The following is a 15173-nucleotide window of genomic DNA, read 5'->3' on the forward strand; positions in this document are numbered from 1 at the left end:
GATTAGTTTATCGTAAGAAAAAAAGCGAGCAAAAGCAAATAATTTTAACAATATTTAGGAGAATTTTTTGGAAAATTTATTAGAACAGGCACGCCTCTTGCCGGAGACGCCGGGAATTTACGTGATGAAAGACGAACACGAAAATATTTTATATATTGGTAAAGCCAAAAATTTAAAAGCGCGGGTCATGAGTTATTTTTTAAACAGTACGCCTCATTCAAAAAAAATTTCGCAAATGTTGATGCGGGTGGATCATTTTACAATGGTTAATGTCGCTAGCGAATTTGATGCTTTATTGTTGGAGTGCCACCAAATTCATGAAAATCGTCCGGCATATAATACTTTAATGAACCATTATGAAAATTACGGCTATTTCGTTTGGCAAAAAAATCAGTGGCGCGTTTCTGCCGACTGGATTGATAACGCGCTTTGTTTAGGACCTTTTTATCGCCAAGAAAAAATGAAAGAATTTTTGCAAGTGGCGGACGGCTTGTATCATTTAAGCGGCCCGTTGCAATTTGTCAAAGGAATTATTTTTCCTTATAAACCCAATAGCACGCCGGAAGAAAAGAAAGCCGAATATAAATTGCGCCAAGCAGAACTGCAAGAAGTGATGCTAGGTGAAAATACAAAAATGCTGGCCCGACTGGATAATAAAGTCAGTCACCTAGCAGAAATCGAAGCTTTTGAACAAGCCAGTACTTGGTGGGAAAAACGTCTGATCGTCCAACGCTTTTTACGTCGCAATCAGCAACTTTTAGCTGCCAATGGTGACTTTTTATTTGTTGGTCAAATTCCAGAAAAAAACGGCGTCGCTTACTATTTATATGGTAAAGGAGAAATTTTAGGCAAAACAGTTTATCAAAGAACAGCAAGCCCTGCCCAAGCGTTAAAAAAATTAAAAAATCAAGTGAAAACAGAAAAATGGCGACAACTTTCAGCTAAAAAATATTTAAACAAAAGTGATGCTGATCTGTTTCCAATTTTCTTTAATTATTTATATCGCAACGGGTCTATTTCCCGCTTTGATTTTAACTGGGCGCTTGACAAGTGAGCGGATTCGTTATATTTTAAATAAGGTTTATTGGGATATAGCCAAATTGGTAAGGCACAAGATTCTGATTCTTGGTATTGCGGGTTCGAACCCTGCTATCCCAGTTTTTTTAGGAAATTTTGTCATTTTTTCTGAAAAATAAAAAAAGTTTTGACAAATGCGTAAATTTCACGTAAAATTTATTCTTGTTAAGCGGACGTGGCGGAATGGCAGACGCGCTGTCTTCAGGTGGCAGTGACCACAAATCGTGTGGGTTCGAGTCCCACCGCCCGCATTAACCAACTTTTTAAGATTTATCCACTTGCGGAAGTGGCGGAATGGCAGACGCGCAACGTTGAGGTCGTTGTGGGCAATAGCTCGTGTGGGTTCGACTCCCATCTTCCGCATAATAAAAAGAGATTCTTGACTGAGGTCAGGAATCTCTTTTTTACGTTTATTTCAAAACAAAATGCAAAATAAAGGAAAGAACGAACCAGCCGATTACACTAATCCCAATGGCAATAATCCAGCCTAAAATATTATTTTCCAGCGGCAGCGGCATATTCATTCCAAAAAATCCAGTAACAATCGTTGGAATGGTAAGCAAGATTGAAAGAACGGTTAGTGTTTTCATGGTGTCATTTAAGTTATTATTCAAAATATTATTGTACGTGCCGGAAAGTTGTTGCAAAATTTGCGAGGCTAATTGCGACATTTCTACTAACTGGCTAGCTTCAATTAACGTATCTTCTAACTGCTCTTTTTCAATATCGTCCAACGTTTGAAAAATCGGATTCTTTTTTAATTGTTCTAGCAAAACAGTATTTTGTTTAGTGGCCGAAACAAAATAAACGACCCCGGTTTCTAAATCCGATAAAGCCAGCAAGTTTTTCTTAGTAGTTTTTTCTTTCAACATATCATTAATATAATTGCGCTCTTTGTTCATCTCTTCAATCTTTGGAAAATAATTATCAGAAATAATAAACAAACTCGAAAAAAGAAATTTGAAAATAGAAATCTCCGGATTTTTATTTAAATAATCTTCTATGGCTTGAACAATATGGGCATTTCCGCTATTTGAAATAGTAATCAAGCGCTTATTTTTAACCAAAAAAGTCATTGGCGTCGTCTTATAATGATTATTGATTTTCGTATTTTTGGCAACATTATAAATTAAAGTAAACGTGGTAGATTCGCTATCGTATTCAATCCGGGCGCGCTCATTTTTATCCATGGCGTAAGAAATAATTTCTTCGTCGATGCCGTAAGCTTTATATAAGTCCAAATCTTCATTCAGATGATCGGAATTGATATTCATCCAATAGTTCTGTCCATCGCCAAACTTTTTTTCTGTAATCATCTAAGTACCTCCCACTAGGCTATACGTAAATAGCCTAATTTTATCGCTAAATATTCTTCCGTCATTAGCCTAAACGATTATAACATTTTTTTATCGGAGCGCCCTAAATTTTCAAAAAAAAGTCCACCCAAATTTTTTGAGTGGACTTTTTGCTAACTTATGAACATTTTTTAAGCAGACCATGGCAACGGCCACAGACATAGCGCTTCGTATTAATTTGTTTGACTCGCCAATATTCTTGAGCACAACTAGTGCAAATGTAATGATTTTTTTTAGCAGTTGGCGTACTTTTTTCACTTCTTGGAGCAAAGCGCAAGCCGCCGACTTCTTTTAATAGCCATTTAAAATCGGCATCTTTATGTTGATAGCCTTTTTTGGCCAAATGCAAATGGTAATGACACAATTCATGCTTAATAATATTGGCAAAAACTTCTTGGCCGTAATCTAACATCAAGGGATTAAAATCCAAATGATGGTCTTTTAAATGATAACGTCCGCCAGTCGTTTTTAAACGAGAATTAAAAATCGCTTGATGAACAAATGGTTGATGGAAGGACGATAGCGAAATTTCTTCCACTAAAGCTTGCAGTTGTTGATTAGTCATTTTCTTTTTTCGGTGGCACCATAGTTAAAGAAATCCGTCCACGTTTGGCGTCGAATTGTTCCACCCAGACGGTCACCACATCGCCGACTGCCACGACATCTGTTGGATGTTTGACAAAGTTTTTGGCTAATTTGGATAAATGAACTAGTCCATCTTGTTTGACGCCAATATCAACAAAAGCTCCGAAATCGACGACGTTTCGAACGGTGCCTTCCATTTCCATGCCCGGTTGCAAGTCTTCGATTTTAACAATTCCTTTTTTTAGTATTGGTTGGGGCAAATCATCCCGCACATCGCGTCCGGGTTTTTGCAATTGTTCAATAATATCTTGTAAAGTAACCGCACCAATTTCTAATTCAGTTGCCGTTTTTTGAATATTAATTTCTTTTAAAGCTTCGACTAATTCTGGCGTACCTAGGTCGGCCGCTGAAAGATTGAGGCTTTCCAATAATTTTTTGCAAGCGGCATAACTTTCTGGGTGAATACCGGTTGCATCTAATGGATTTTTTCCATTTGGAATTCGCAAAAATCCTACTGCTTGTTCAAAAGCTTTCGGTCCTAAACGCGGCACTTTTTTAAGTTGGCTTCGGCTTTTAAAGACGCCCTCTTCTTCTTTGTAAGTCAAAATATTTTGGGCGATAGTTTTATTAAGTCCAGCTACAAATTGTAATAATTCGGCACTGGCGGTATTTAAATTCACGCCTACTCGGTTAACAGCAGTTTCCACAACAAAACCTAATTGTTCTTGTAATTTCTTTTGCGGCAAATCGTGTTGATATTGCCCCACTCCAATCGCTTGGGGATCAATTTTCACAAGTTCGGCTAGTGGATCTTGAATCCGTCTTGCAATGGACACGGCTGAGCGTTGCTCCACTTGCAAATCAGGAAATTCCGCCCGCGCCACACTGGAAGCTGAATAAACCGAAGCGCCTGCTTCAGAAACAATTAAATAATAAATTTCTTCAGGAATTTCGCTTAAAATTTCAGCGACAAATTCTTCTGATTCACGAGAGGCGGTACCATTTCCAATGGCTATCATTTCTACATGAAATTCTTGTAAAAGTTTTTTGAATTTTACTTTGGCTTCTTTTCGTTTGGCATCATTGGCTGGTTTATGCGGATAAATGACATCAATGTCCAACACTTTTCCAGCTTCATCGACAATCGCTAATTTACAACCGGTGCGATACGCTGGATCAAAGCCCAAAACAATCTTACCTTTTAGGGCTGGTTGCAATAATAAATTTTTCAAGTTTTCCCCGAAAATTTTTATCGCTTGGTCGTCGGCTTTTTCTGTTAATTCTTTACGAATTTCCCGTTCAATAGCGGGCCCGATAAACCGTTTATACGCTTCGTTAATGGCATCGTCTACCACCTGGGCGCTTTCGGAATTGTTTTTAATTAATTTTTCTTGTAAGTAATCGATAATTTCTGGTACTGGCGCAATTAGTTCAACTTTCAAGACGCCTTCTTTTTCCCCGCGATTGGTGGCCAACACGCGGTGGGAGGACATTTTTGCTAAAGGTTCTTTAAAGTCATAATAATTTTCGTAAACACCTTTTTCATCAATTGTCACCTCTTTAACGGTGGTCGCAAAAAGAGCTTTTCTTTGGGTCCGGCGCCGAATCACATCGCGATATTGGGCATTTTCAGAAATACTTTCTGCAATAATTTCCACACTGCCAGCTAGCGCTTCTTCTATAGTGGGCACTTCTTCAGTTACAAATTCAGCTGCCAACACTTCAAGCGCTCCAAAAGTTTGGGCCAAAATTTTTGCCGCCAAAGGTTCTAACCCATTTTCTTTAGCAATCGTCGCTTTCGTGCGGCGTTTTTGTTTAAATGGCAAATACAAATCTTCCACTTGATTTAATTGTTGGGCGTTTTTAATTTTATTTTCGAGTTCTGGCGTTAATTTTTCTTGTTCAGAAATAATCCGCAACACTTCTTCTTTGCGCTTTTCCAAATTATCTAAATACGTTTTTCGCTCAGCAATCGTTTGAATTTCGACTTCATCTAAATTCCCGGTAGCTTCTTTTCGGTAGCGGGCAATAAAAGGAATCGTGTTGCCTTCTTCCAATAATTTTAAAGTCCCCAAAATACTTTCTTTTGGTATCGTTGATAGTTCTTTAATTAATAAATCAGTTGTCTCCATGAAATCCTCCGTTTTTTAAAATTGCGCGCTGTCATTTGACGTGTTATCTTCAAGCGGTCCAAACTGATAATCTTTTAACAGCTTGTCCTTAGAAAATAAAACACCGTGCATCGTTCCACCATAAACAGCTCCGCCATCAATGCCAATCTTATGATCACTTTGCCAAAGATTGGTCGTCTGATTATCCCCATGCAAATGCGGCGTAATCGTGTGACCAAAGACGATCGTTTTTCCCGTATTATTTTTCCCAAGATGAAATGGTTCCCTAATCCAAATCAAATCATGTAAGCTCGTTTCTTTCCAATTATTTAAAGTCAGATCGACACCCGCATGAACAAAAATAAAATCGCCAAATTCATAATAATAAGGGCGATTTTGCAAACTTGGTAAAAGTTGCGGATAATAATTTTGCCAAAGAACAGCTAACTCTTCAATGGAATATTCGCCGAGAACTCCCGGGTGCATGAAACTTTCCATCGTCACTTCGCCCCCATTACGCAAATAATTATCTAGGCGGTCGGCTGGATTTTGCAAAAAATTTTCTAAAATATCTTCGTGATTTCCTTTTAAATAAATCGCGCCGTATTTTTCAACGAGTTCAAGAGCTTTACGCCAAGTTTTTTTACTGTCTGGACCGCGATCCATTAAATCGCCAATCAATACTAGTTGCATAGTGGCCGGGTCAAATTTTTCCAACGCTTGTTCCATTAAATCATAACAGCCGTGCACATCGCTAATCACATAAACTAGTTCCATTTCTTCCACCTCATTTTTATCATAAACTATTTTTACGCCAAAAAAAAGAAACAGTGGTGACTGATGAGGTCAGTCACTGCTTCTCTCACTATCATTTTCATTGTCTCTAATCGGTGCAATTAATGGATGGTCTAAAATCACCAGTGAGTCGATTGTCGTTTTAATCATTTCAGTAATTTCATTTTCAGATGGATGCAAGGCGCCTGAAGAAATCAAAGTAGCAATTCCGGTTGCCGTGACCCAAGTCCCATAAAAAAGTGAATGTTTAGTGTCAGAAGTTAATACATGATAATTTTCATCAGCTTCAATTAAGGACATAAATAAATCCCGCGAAAATTCGCGCGTTTTTTCGCCATCCGTGCCTGGATCCACATACAAGGAATAATATAGGCGCCGCTGAGTAGTAGCAAAACGAATATAATTTAGGCAAAGATCAATTACTGCATCGCCGGAGCGTTCCGTGGAAAACACAGTCTTTCCTAAATGAGTAAAAATCCGTTCATAGACTTCTAATTTCAATTCTTTCATACTTTTAAACTCTGCGTAAATTGGTTGAGTGGAAGAGCCCACCTTATCGGCAACCGCGCGCGCAGTTAATTCACTGATACCGTCGTTAATCGCCACTTTATAAGCAGCATTTAAAATCGCATCCCGCGTAATCAATTTCCGTCTTGACATAATGACTCTCCAATCGTTTTCATTTACTATTGAATTGTAGCATGTTTTTTTATGAAAGACAAAAATCTCGGAAAATTTTTTCAAACCTATTATTCTCGGACTTCGCTGCAACTGGTAGCGCATTTAAAATTTCTTAAAAAATAAAGAATGTTGTTGGTTAATTGATATCGAGGCTTATTTTTTGTTTTAATATTTGCTTAAAATATTTTTTCGTTGGCCAAAAAACTGGTCAGTTTTTAAAAAAATTGGTAGTATAAAAAAACTGGACTAAAGTCGGATTTCTAAGCTGTGAAATTTTGTTATGATGATGTTGTTAAAGGAGGCGTTAGCCGTGACCCAAAATATGAGCCGTAAACTAATTAACCTATTGTCCATTACCGGACTTATCACCTCGATTGCCTTAGCGATTTACTGGTACCATCTTGGTCTATTCGATAATCTCCAACAATTTCAATTAACGATTGGTCGAGCAAGTATTTTTGCCCCGCTGTTTTTTATTTTAATTCAGCTGATTCAAGTCGTCGTTCCGATTATTCCTGGTGGGATTTCACTGGCGGCTGGCGTTCTAATTTTCGGACCGGTTTGGGGATTTGTTTACAACTATATCGGCATTTGTTTAGGCTCAATGGTGAATTTTTATTTGGCCCGCCGCTTTGGCAAACCGCTAATTATGAATTTAATTTCCGAAAAAACTTACAATAAATATATCGGCTATATCAAAAATCAGAAACGTTTCGATAAACTTTTTGCCTTAGCCATCTTTTTTCCGGTGGCGCCTGATGACGCCCTGTGTTTAATCGCTGGTCTAACGGAAATGACATTTAAAAAATTCGCAGCCATTATTATGCTAGGCAAACCACTTTCCATTGCGATTTACAGTTTTTGCTTACTGTATGGCGGACAATGGCTTATCCAACTTCTATCTTAAACGAAATTAAAATTAGAAAATATTTTAGCAAACGTGACCTCACGCTTGCTTTTTTTTATGAAATTTGCTTACAATGAGCGCAAAGGAGGTTCCCATGAAAATTTTTTGGCAAAGTTTACAAACAACGGGTTTATTTTTGAAAAATTCCCGACACTATTTACGAGATTTAATTGTGATCCATGCCTTAATGCTTCTAGTGCTTCTGCCGGCTTTGCGTTTTTTATTGCGCTTCGTTTTACAAAATGGGGAAATTCCTTATTTATCTTTTGACAATTTAGGGACAATTGTTACGCAACACGGGGTGGTTTTTGCTTGTCTCATCTTGTTAGTTATCCTCCTTTTATTTGTCGTTTACTTTGAGTTCACTTTTTTGATTTTCAGCATTTATTTTATTTTGAACGAAAAAGTTCCCAGCGTCATTCAAATTTTAGGACTCAGCTGGCAAAAAGTCCGCCGCACAACACCTTTGAAACTTATTTTTTTCTTTGGTTATTTTCTAGTGCTGCTTCCTTTGTCAGGATTAGGATTTCACTCAGAATTATTAGCTAAAATCCAGATTCCATCTTTTATTTTAGATTTTATTTTTCAACAACGATATTTGGTCGTGACCGGATTTATTATTGTTTATTTAATTAGTTTGTATTTGGCGCTGCGCCTCGTCTATGTGATTGTATTTTTCGTTTTGGAAAATATTTCAGTTGGGGCGGCCATCAAAAAATCTTGGCAACAAACCCGCCGCCGCTTTTTGCCACTATTAACCAAAATTTTAACTTTATATTTGGCCATTCTAGCGGTGGTGGGCTTTATTTTCCTTTTAACCGTTTCCTTCCAACAAGTCGTAGAAAATTTATGGCCGCAACACGCCGCCATTGTCGCCGCCTTTTTATTAACCGAACTGCACGGCTTATCGTTATTGCAAAGTGTTCTCTTGTCGGCGCTGCTGTTTTTTATTGTGGAAAATCAATTACAACAAGATGGACTTTTGCCAAAACATTTCGCAACGACTAAAAAAGTCACGCCAAACTCCACCCATGTCCGCTGGCAAAATATTGGTCTTGTGCTGATTTTATTTGGACTAGCAGCCAATAATATTGTCTCCAATATTCAAACTTTAAAAAATCTGACTTTTTCGCCTCCGCTGGTCATTGCCCACCGCGGCGTTGATCATAGTAATGGCCTCCAAAATTCTTTAGATGCTTTAGAAAAAACCGCCGCCAGTCAACCAGATTTTGTCGAAATGGATATTTTCCAAACAATTGACGGCAAATTCGTGGTCGTCCACGATCGCAATTTGAAAAATCTGACGGGAAAAAATTTAGTCATTGATCAAATGACTTTAGAGCAAGCAACAAGTTTAACAGCCACTGAAAATGGCCAGTCGGCGCTCTTAGTTAGCTTCGATGATTATTTGAAAAAAGCCGAAGAACTTGACCAAAAATTAATTGTCGAAATAAAAACAACGCCCAATGACTCACCAGAATTGGTGGCCGATTTTTTGGCGCTTTATGAAAAACAATTGTCGGCTGACGGTTCTTGGGTCCAAAGTTTAACTTTCAATACCGTGGAAGAAGTAGAACGTTTAGCTCCAGAACTCACCACCGGCTACACGCTACCTTTTAATATTGCTGGCGTTCCTGAAACAAGCGCCGATTTTTTAGCGGTGGAACATACCACTTTAAATCAATCATTTGTCAAACAAGCCACTGATGCCGGAAAAAAAGTAATTTCCTGGGATATCAATGACGCCACCACCATGGAGCGCGTCGTGTATTACGGTGCAAATGGTGTAATTACTGACGAAACAACTTTATTAAAAAATTCTCTAGAAACGATTCCCGAAAAACAATCCTACGCCGATAAACTACTCTACTTTTGGATTGGGATTGGGTAAAACCAAGGTTGTAAATTGCGCGTTTCATTCCGTAGAAAATTAGGGAAAAGGAGGATGATTGCAAAGCAATCAGGAGGCTTTTCATCTATTTTCCTAGGAATTGCGCAATTCACACCGTTTAAACCAAGGTTATGACAAAAAACGTTCTGGGGCTTAGAGAATTAGGAAAATTTTAAAAATCCCGATTTTAGATTTTTAAAAATTTTATCTATTCTCCTAGCCACAGTTTTTTTCACACCGTTCATCAAGATCGTGACAAACCACTTTCAACTCCAAAAAAAATTTAAAAGAGCACTGAACGAAAAAGAAATTTTTCCGTTCAGTGCTCTTTTTATCTGTAACTTTTTATTTCCGATACATCTTAAACAGGAGCAACTCAACCAAAAGCACTGGTACAAAAGCATTTGTCTGTCTTCTGGTAGCGCAGTGGAAAACTCAGACTGGTAATAAATTGTCATTTTTTGAAAGAATAGCGCCCTCTTGAACATTATCAATCGCATTTACCACTTGTTGATCTGACTTCGCATATAAGTGACCGTAAGTTCCTAAAGTGATTTGGATATTCGCATGGCCCAATCGTTCTTGAATCGAGAGCGGTTGAATGTTCTGCTCAATCAGAAATGCAACATGAGAATGTCGTAGCGCGTGAAGCTTAATCGGTTTGACGCCCGCTTTTTTAGCAGCTTCTTTTAACCAGTTTGCAAAAGAATAAGGTGGCGTAAAGGTTCCGTCCAACTGAGCAACATATTCAAAATTTCCAATACGTTTTTGCAAGTCATACCACTGTCTGAGCTTTAATGAAAGTTTCTTTCCCATCCCAATTGTTCGATAAGCGCATTTAGTTTTTGGAGTCGAAAAGTGCCAATCATTTTTTGTATTATAAATTAGTGTCTTCTCAATCGTTATCGTGTTTTTCTCGAAATCTACATTTGACCAAGACAAAGCTTCAAGTTCTCCAATCCGAATGCCAGTATAAAAGAGCATTTCATACACAATCTTCCGATGGTGGGTTTGAATCTTATCGTCCTTCAATTCATTCATCACTTTTAGAAACTCACTGTGTTCCCAAAACTCAACTTTCTTATTCTCAGAGGGAAGCGAAGAAACATCTTCAACGGGATTTTTAGCAATCACCCCCTCTTTAACAGCCCGATCCAATACAATCTTTAAGTGTCCCCGAATCCGATTGATATAAGACTTTGATAACGTTTCGCCATTGACTTTTTTCCGTGAATTACGTGACTCTGTCTGGCTTAGTTCAAATAGCCAATCCTCAATATCGTGACTTGTAATATCTCGAACACGAAAATGATAGAAAAACTGCATTCGCTTTTCGAATATAAATTGCGCATTCTCATATGTTTGACTTTTCACCTGTCTCTCATACCATTTTACAAACCTATCCTTGTAAAACTCTTCGAAAGTCATTTGATTGGTAGAACACAGTTGATTAGGAACTGTCTTGTTAAAATCATGTGTTTCCATGTACTTGTCATAAGCAATTTTGGCATCTTTTTGTGAAGCATAGCTTCGTTTAGTCTTCTGAACCTTTCTTCCATTTTCATCTATACCTAGATATGCTCGAAAGAACCATTTTTTTGTTTTTTTGTCTTGATAAATATTTTTAATTTTTGGCATCGTACCATTCCTCTCTATACTCGAGAAAAGCTACTTTAATTGTACCGCGCTTGTACTGTTTATTCCGCAACTTGAACGTGGAAAAGATGTTCAATCACTCGAGATGGCACCACACCAACTTGGCGATTGTTATAAAAATCTATACCTTCAACCCTTGCAAGATACGTTTTGCTCTCTTTAATCATTCGTGCAGCTTGACTAGGTTTAAAGCCCATCTCTATCAAAACTGCACGATTTACCATGAAATCACATTTTGTTTCCATTCTCTCACCCCCTGATACTTTACTCCTTTTAAATTAATCCTCTTTATAATCAATTGTTTCTCATTCAATGGTTGTGTTATACTCGTCTTGTCGAGGCGGAGTACGTTGCACAACTTGTTGTGTAAGCAGTACTTTGCTTTTTTAGTAGCTTGTTTTCTCATTTGATATACTTTGTAGTTTTCGTTCATAATACTCAACCTCCTCCTGATAATATTCTGGGTCTGCCTTCATATTTTGGAGAAGTTTAATCTGTCTTGGATTCATTTCTCCTTGTTCAATAATCAAAGACAACAAGGAAGAATGAAACGTTTGATCCACTTGTGCTATAAAAGCTAGCGATGGCGAAACACCATGAATTAACCAATTCATACTTTTCTCAAAGCTTTGAGGAATTGTCTCTAAAGAAATAGTGATTGCGCCACGATTGTCAATAAAGGCTGCCCATTTGGCATCGACTTTTGCATCTGGATCATTTGGATCACGGTCATAAAAACAAATTGCTCCATTAAGTAACTCAAAGAACAGTTTGGTTAAATCATGGGATCTTGAAATAATCTTTGCCAAGCTTTGTGCTTTCTCTTTTCGATACCGTAGTTCAAAGCGATTTTTCACTTCTGCCTCTTCAAGTGGTATTCCTCTTCGCTTTCGTTGTTCATAATCCTTCTGATAAAAACAAAAGCGACATTGACTCTTCTTTGAGCCTAAATACAAGGTCTCGCCATTTGATTCATTATTTGTGATATCCGTCCCGCCATGAGATTCACTCACTTGAAACGTGGTCCATACATGGCCTAGTGTTACTTTACGCTTTAGTTCTGGAATGCTGAGACTCCCCACAAAATCATCTAAAGTAAAATCAATCCGTGTAAAGTTTCCCTGATAATCTAATACCTTACGGAAGAACTCTTGCCAGTTTGATTTTGCGGTTTTCAAACGCATGGCAAGATGTTTACAGCCTTGACCTGAAAACTCCATTACGGTTCCTTTTACCGTATCGTCAATGGAATACCGAATCGTGATTACTTGATTCCAAACATATTGCCCAATATAGCCCTTTGGTGCATAATCCAATTCCTCAAAGCGTTCAATAGGCATGCCAATAATCTCTTCAATCAACTTTAAATGTTGATTCGAGAAAAAGTGAATGGTTAGATAATCAATCAAAACACGATTAACTGGAACAACCTCTTCTTGCAAACTATCCAGTATAAGAGTCAATTTTTCTGCACTTAATTGTCTCGTTCCTTTTTCTACTTTCGATAATAACGATCTCGAAATCCCCACTTTTTCTGCTAAATATCGCTGGGTCCACCCCCTTTCTTCTCGAGAAACTCGAATGGCTTCCCCGAGATCATTTTGATTGACTTGGTTCATAGAAAAACCTCCTTCTGCTATTAAATTGTCAAAGAACCATCAGACTTATTTTAAGTACAAATCGATTGTACGCCTGTATTTATTTTAAGTCAATACATTTTGACTTTTTTTAAGTACAAGCGTATACTGAATTTAAGAACTCATCATGAGGAGGAGTTTTCATGGAGATAGACAAGCAAGCAGTTGGCAATCGAATTCGGCAGATTCGCCAAGAGTTAAAGTTGAGTATGGAGAAATTTGGCAAACTAATTGGTGATTTACCGCGAAGTACAGTCAATAACTGGGAACGTGGGATTAACCTTCCAAAAACCGAAACCCTTCACCAAATTGCAGAAATAGGCCATGTCACCAACGAATATCTTTTGTATGGTGAGCAAGAAAACCAATACATTTTAGAAATGCTTCAAAAGAAGGCAGGTAAGCTTGATCCTAAGATTGAAGGACTGATAGTAGACGAACTGAAACAAGCAGATCTTGTCAGTGAAAAAGAAATGGATCGAATGGTTGAATTTTTTATTACAAACCTCGTTCCACCAACTGAACAAGATCAGTTTACTTTCCAATGTATCGACGAGAAAAAGCGGCTTTACCTTGGTTCAACTAATTTTGGTAAAGAAGCGCAGCTCTATTTACACCATGACAATCAAAATCATATTCTGCACATGATGCCCTTTACCTTCTCCAACTTTAGTGTGGATCGCTTACTCGTCTATTTAGCAAATCAAGAATCCTATTCCTATTTTGGGAAACATTTGCCAAAGAAACTAGTAGAAAAGGCCATTCTTCTATACTCAATCAATCAATCAACCGGCGATGTGCGAATTGCTCCGTTGGTCTATTCAAAAGAAACCGCTTCTTATCAGTACACAGAGGACAATCAATACCTACTAGAACAGCAATATCTCTATCTACCATTCGTGATGGAAGTCGAGAAAGAACGTCTGTTAAACGCAGCGTATCCATCATCAAAATAAAGTGACAAGCTCTATAAGCATGTGACAAAGAAAACACTGCTAGGACACTCCCAAATGGGTAGTTGTCCCAGTTTCCTGTTCTTTGTTAGCCCCCTGTTAGAACCGGGGGCTTTATTCATGCAGTCCGGCTGCGCCTCCCTGCAATAGACAAAACTCCAGATCGGGTAATTCGCTTGTGGCGAAACCCGACCTGGAGTTTGTCTTTACAGTATTATTTTATGCTTCTTTCGAATATCTCCAAGCATTCAGTGATTTATCTATCTTTGATCTCTTTTAAGCCTCTTGCAATAACTCCTTGATTTCCTTTGGTTTTGCAACTCGGCCACTAACGACTAATTTATCATCAATAATCAGTCCTGGCGTCTTCATCACACCAGCTTTCACGATTTCAGCCATATCTTCGACTTTTGTAATTGTCGGCGTAATGCCTAACTCCGACACTGCTGTTTCTACATTTTCTTTTAACTTTTGACAGTTTTTACAACCTGGACCTACAATTTTGATTTCCATAATTATCTAATCCCCCTTAACTTTTTATAAAGCTATACTATTGAAAGTAAAGCCAATCAATAAAATACCTACAATACAAATTGTGATAAAGATTCCTAACAATTTAGGTTTAACCACTCTACTTAACATGATTAATGACGGCAAAGACAACGTTGTGACAGACATCATGAAAGCCATCAAAGTTCCCACTGGCACCCCTTTTGAGAATAGCGCTTCTGCTATTGGGAGAACACCAAAAATATCTGCATAAATTGGTGCCCCAATTAAGGTCGCAATAATCAGGCCAAACGGATTATTATTACCTAGGATGCTTTGAATAAAACTGGTCGGAATCCAATTATGAATGAGTGCACCAATCCCAACCCCAATTAATACATAAAGCCAGACTTTACTAGCAACCTCCTTCACTTGCCCCCAACCATAAGCCATTCTTTTTTTTATGGTATAGGTTTCAACTTGGCTAAGACCTTCCTCCATCTCGCGAATATAATCTTGAATTTCATTCTCTAGGTGTAATTTATCAATGAGTGTACCTCCAATTACAGCTAGCAGTAATCCTAAAAGAACATAAGCTATCGCAAATTTCCAGCCGAAGAAAGACATTAACAGGATAATTGAGGCAATATCAACCATTGGTGAGGAAATAAGGAAGGAGAAGGTTACTCCTAACGGTAATCCAGCGGTTGTAAACCCAATAAAAATTGGAATGCTAGAACAACTACAAAAAGGCGTGACTGTACCCAAAAGTGCTCCCAGTAAATTCCCCTTCCAACCTTTTAAGCCACCCAACAATACTTTGGTTCTTTCAGGTGGAAAAAAAGTCTGAATAACCCCCATGACAAAAATTAAGATCGTTAATAAGATAAAAATCTTAATTGTATCAAACAGAAAGAACTGAAGACTTGCCCCTATCTTGCTATCGATCGAAAGTCCAAAACGCTCAACTAATTTTCCCATCAAATCATTTAGCCAAACCATTTTTAGTAATTGATCGCTAATCCAAGTCCACATA

Annotated in this window: 14 protein-coding genes and 3 tRNA genes; 7 read left to right on the top strand and 10 right to left on the bottom strand. The window is 37.9% G+C overall.

What is annotated here, in order from left to right; genetic code table 11:
* The first annotated feature begins 67 nt into the window (after window positions 1-67).
* The 4 genes from BQ5341_RS08780 to BQ5341_RS08795 all read left to right on the top strand — a co-directional run bounded on the left by BQ5341_RS08780 (window position 68) and on the right by BQ5341_RS08795 (window position 1440).
* Window positions 68-1054, top strand: a complete 987-nt coding sequence (locus BQ5341_RS08780) for a GIY-YIG nuclease family protein (RefSeq protein ID WP_083378655.1) — start codon at window positions 68-70, stop codon at window positions 1052-1054.
* A gap of 31 nt (window positions 1055-1085) precedes the next feature.
* A tRNA-Gln gene (locus BQ5341_RS08785) sits at window positions 1086-1158 on the top strand.
* 88 nt (window positions 1159-1246) lie between these two features.
* A tRNA-Leu gene (locus BQ5341_RS08790) sits at window positions 1247-1328 on the top strand.
* A 29-nt stretch (window positions 1329-1357) separates the two neighbouring features.
* Window positions 1358-1440, top strand: a tRNA-Leu gene (locus BQ5341_RS08795).
* A 47-nt stretch (window positions 1441-1487) separates the two neighbouring features.
* Here the strand turns inward: BQ5341_RS08795 and BQ5341_RS08800 are convergent.
* From BQ5341_RS08800 to BQ5341_RS08820, 5 genes are all read right to left on the bottom strand, one after another.
* Window positions 1488-2393 (bottom strand): magnesium transporter CorA family protein, encoded by a 906-nt coding sequence (locus tag BQ5341_RS08800; RefSeq protein WP_071131620.1) that lies wholly within the window; start codon window positions 2391-2393, stop codon window positions 1488-1490.
* Between the two features lie 157 nt (window positions 2394-2550).
* Window positions 2551-2997, bottom strand: a complete 447-nt coding sequence (locus tag BQ5341_RS08805; protein ID WP_071131621.1) for a SprT family protein — start codon at window positions 2995-2997, stop codon at window positions 2551-2553.
* Window positions 2990-5149, bottom strand: coding sequence for a Tex family protein (locus tag BQ5341_RS08810; RefSeq protein WP_071131622.1), 2160 nt, complete (start codon window positions 5147-5149; stop codon window positions 2990-2992). The genes BQ5341_RS08805 and BQ5341_RS08810 overlap by 8 nt, the downstream gene beginning before the upstream one ends.
* Before the next feature lie 15 nt (window positions 5150-5164).
* Window positions 5165-5905, bottom strand: a complete 741-nt coding sequence (locus BQ5341_RS08815; RefSeq protein WP_071131623.1) for a metallophosphoesterase family protein — start codon at window positions 5903-5905, stop codon at window positions 5165-5167.
* A 69-nt stretch (window positions 5906-5974) separates the two neighbouring features.
* The gene (locus BQ5341_RS08820; RefSeq protein WP_071131624.1) at window positions 5975-6583 is read right to left on the bottom strand and encodes a TetR/AcrR family transcriptional regulator; all 609 of its coding nucleotides are present in this window, start codon (window positions 6581-6583) and stop codon (window positions 5975-5977) included.
* Between the two features lie 343 nt (window positions 6584-6926).
* Here BQ5341_RS08820 and BQ5341_RS08825 point away from each other — a divergent pair, with 343 nt between their 5' ends.
* Both BQ5341_RS08825 and BQ5341_RS08830 read left to right on the top strand, forming a co-directional pair.
* Window positions 6927-7511 carry a TVP38/TMEM64 family protein gene (locus tag BQ5341_RS08825; protein WP_205408756.1) on the top strand — a complete coding sequence of 195 codons (585 nt, stop codon included), beginning with the start codon at window positions 6927-6929 and terminating at the stop codon, window positions 7509-7511.
* A 94-nt stretch (window positions 7512-7605) separates the two neighbouring features.
* Entirely contained in the window at window positions 7606-9402 is a 1797-nt protein-coding gene (locus BQ5341_RS08830) for a glycerophosphoryl diester phosphodiesterase membrane domain-containing protein (protein ID WP_071131626.1), read from the top strand.
* A gap of 435 nt (window positions 9403-9837) precedes the next feature.
* Here the strand turns inward: BQ5341_RS08830 and BQ5341_RS08835 are convergent, their stop codons facing one another.
* The 3 genes from BQ5341_RS08835 to BQ5341_RS08850 all read right to left on the bottom strand — a co-directional run bounded on the left by BQ5341_RS08835 (window position 9838) and on the right by BQ5341_RS08850 (window position 12677).
* Window positions 9838-11040, bottom strand: a complete 1203-nt coding sequence (locus BQ5341_RS08835) for a site-specific integrase (RefSeq protein ID WP_071131627.1) — start codon at window positions 11038-11040, stop codon at window positions 9838-9840.
* A 59-nt stretch (window positions 11041-11099) separates the two neighbouring features.
* Entirely contained in the window at window positions 11100-11303 is a 204-nt protein-coding gene (locus BQ5341_RS08840; protein ID WP_071131628.1) for a DUF3173 domain-containing protein, read from the bottom strand.
* A 141-nt stretch (window positions 11304-11444) separates the two neighbouring features.
* Window positions 11445-12677, bottom strand: a complete 1233-nt coding sequence (locus BQ5341_RS08850; RefSeq protein ID WP_071131629.1) for a replication initiation factor domain-containing protein — start codon at window positions 12675-12677, stop codon at window positions 11445-11447.
* Window positions 12678-12838: 161 nt separating this feature from the next.
* Here BQ5341_RS08850 and BQ5341_RS08855 point away from each other — a divergent pair, with 161 nt between their 5' ends.
* Window positions 12839-13651 (top strand): helix-turn-helix domain-containing protein, encoded by an 813-nt coding sequence (locus BQ5341_RS08855; RefSeq protein WP_048720937.1) that lies wholly within the window; start codon window positions 12839-12841, stop codon window positions 13649-13651.
* A 273-nt stretch (window positions 13652-13924) separates the two neighbouring features.
* On the opposite strand, the gene BQ5341_RS08860 is transcribed toward BQ5341_RS08855, so the two are convergent.
* A complete protein-coding gene (locus BQ5341_RS08860) occupies window positions 13925-14161 on the bottom strand; it encodes a thioredoxin family protein (protein ID WP_048720939.1) in 237 nt (78 codons plus the stop codon).
* Between the two features lie 24 nt (window positions 14162-14185).
* Window positions 14186-15172 (bottom strand): permease, encoded by a 987-nt coding sequence (locus BQ5341_RS08865; RefSeq protein WP_071131630.1) that lies wholly within the window; start codon window positions 15170-15172, stop codon window positions 14186-14188.
* Window position 15173: the final 1 nt, after the last annotated feature.

This window comes from Enterococcus timonensis (assembly GCF_900104595.1).
GTDB lineage: Bacteria > Bacillota > Bacilli > Lactobacillales > Enterococcaceae > Enterococcus_J > Enterococcus_J timonensis.

What these genes read in the sequence shown, in the direction of transcription:
- BQ5341_RS08810 (WP_071131622.1), bottom strand. Translation starts at nt 5,149, where the DNA reads ATGGAGACAACTGATTTATTAATTAAAGAACTATCAACGATACCAAAA.
- BQ5341_RS08850 (WP_071131629.1), bottom strand. Translation starts at nt 12,677, where the DNA reads ATGAACCAAGTCAATCAAAATGATCTCGGGGAAGCCATTCGAGTTTCT.
- BQ5341_RS08840 (WP_071131628.1), bottom strand. Translation starts at nt 11,303, where the DNA reads ATGGAAACAAAATGTGATTTCATGGTAAATCGTGCAGTTTTGATAGAG.
- BQ5341_RS08830 (WP_071131626.1), top strand. Translation starts at nt 7,606, where the DNA reads ATGAAAATTTTTTGGCAAAGTTTACAAACAACGGGTTTATTTTTGAAA.
- BQ5341_RS08820 (WP_071131624.1), bottom strand. Translation starts at nt 6,583, where the DNA reads ATGTCAAGACGGAAATTGATTACGCGGGATGCGATTTTAAATGCTGCT.
- BQ5341_RS08835 (WP_071131627.1), bottom strand. Translation starts at nt 11,040, where the DNA reads ATGCCAAAAATTAAAAATATTTATCAAGACAAAAAAACAAAAAAATGG.
- BQ5341_RS08855 (WP_048720937.1), top strand. Translation starts at nt 12,839, where the DNA reads ATGGAGATAGACAAGCAAGCAGTTGGCAATCGAATTCGGCAGATTCGC.
- BQ5341_RS08865 (WP_071131630.1), bottom strand. Translation starts at nt 15,172, where the DNA reads ATGTGGACTTGGATTAGCGATCAATTACTAAAAATGGTTTGGCTAAAT.
- BQ5341_RS08860 (WP_048720939.1), bottom strand. Translation starts at nt 14,161, where the DNA reads ATGGAAATCAAAATTGTAGGTCCAGGTTGTAAAAACTGTCAAAAGTTA.
- BQ5341_RS08815 (WP_071131623.1), bottom strand. Translation starts at nt 5,905, where the DNA reads ATGGAACTAGTTTATGTGATTAGCGATGTGCACGGCTGTTATGATTTA.
- BQ5341_RS08805 (WP_071131621.1), bottom strand. Translation starts at nt 2,997, where the DNA reads ATGACTAATCAACAACTGCAAGCTTTAGTGGAAGAAATTTCGCTATCG.
- BQ5341_RS08825 (WP_205408756.1), top strand. Translation starts at nt 6,927, where the DNA reads ATGAGCCGTAAACTAATTAACCTATTGTCCATTACCGGACTTATCACC.
- BQ5341_RS08800 (WP_071131620.1), bottom strand. Translation starts at nt 2,393, where the DNA reads ATGATTACAGAAAAAAAGTTTGGCGATGGACAGAACTATTGGATGAAT.